The 377-nt window shown below is 23.6% G+C and carries 1 pseudogene; it reads left to right on the top strand.

The features are described 5' to 3' along the window. Positions 1–62 precede the first annotated feature (62 nt). Positions 63–377, top strand: a pseudogene (locus ELQ09_RS08470) (hypothetical protein); the annotation flags it as partial.

Raw genomic sequence — 377 nt, 5'->3', positions numbered from 1 at the left:
TTGCTTATATTATTTTAATATATTTAGGTTGAAGGCAAAAAAATCTAAATCAAGGAATTAATATGAGTATCTTTAGCATCAATGATAACTCAAATTGTAATTCTATACTTTCACAAGCAAAAGCTAATAAAGAAAGTAAAGAAAATTCCAAAATAAGTTTTTGCTAATGCTTTTTTAAAACAAAATGCTAGTAAGTTAAATGAAATTCAAAATGCAAATTCACAAACTCTAGCAAGAAGTGAAGTATTAAATTCTACTAATACAACAAATACTAGCAATAACACTAATTTTAGTATAAGTAGCAAGACAAGTTCTCCTAATTATGATATATCAAGTGAATTTAAAAACTCTATTTATACTCTAAAATATAAACAAGC

The sequence above is a fragment of the Campylobacter sp. CH186 genome (assembly GCF_004378925.1).
Classification (GTDB): domain Bacteria; phylum Campylobacterota; class Campylobacteria; order Campylobacterales; family Campylobacteraceae; genus Campylobacter_D; species Campylobacter_D jejuni.
Note: the sequence above shows the minus strand (reverse complement) of the source record. Positions and strands in the feature narration are given on the sequence as shown.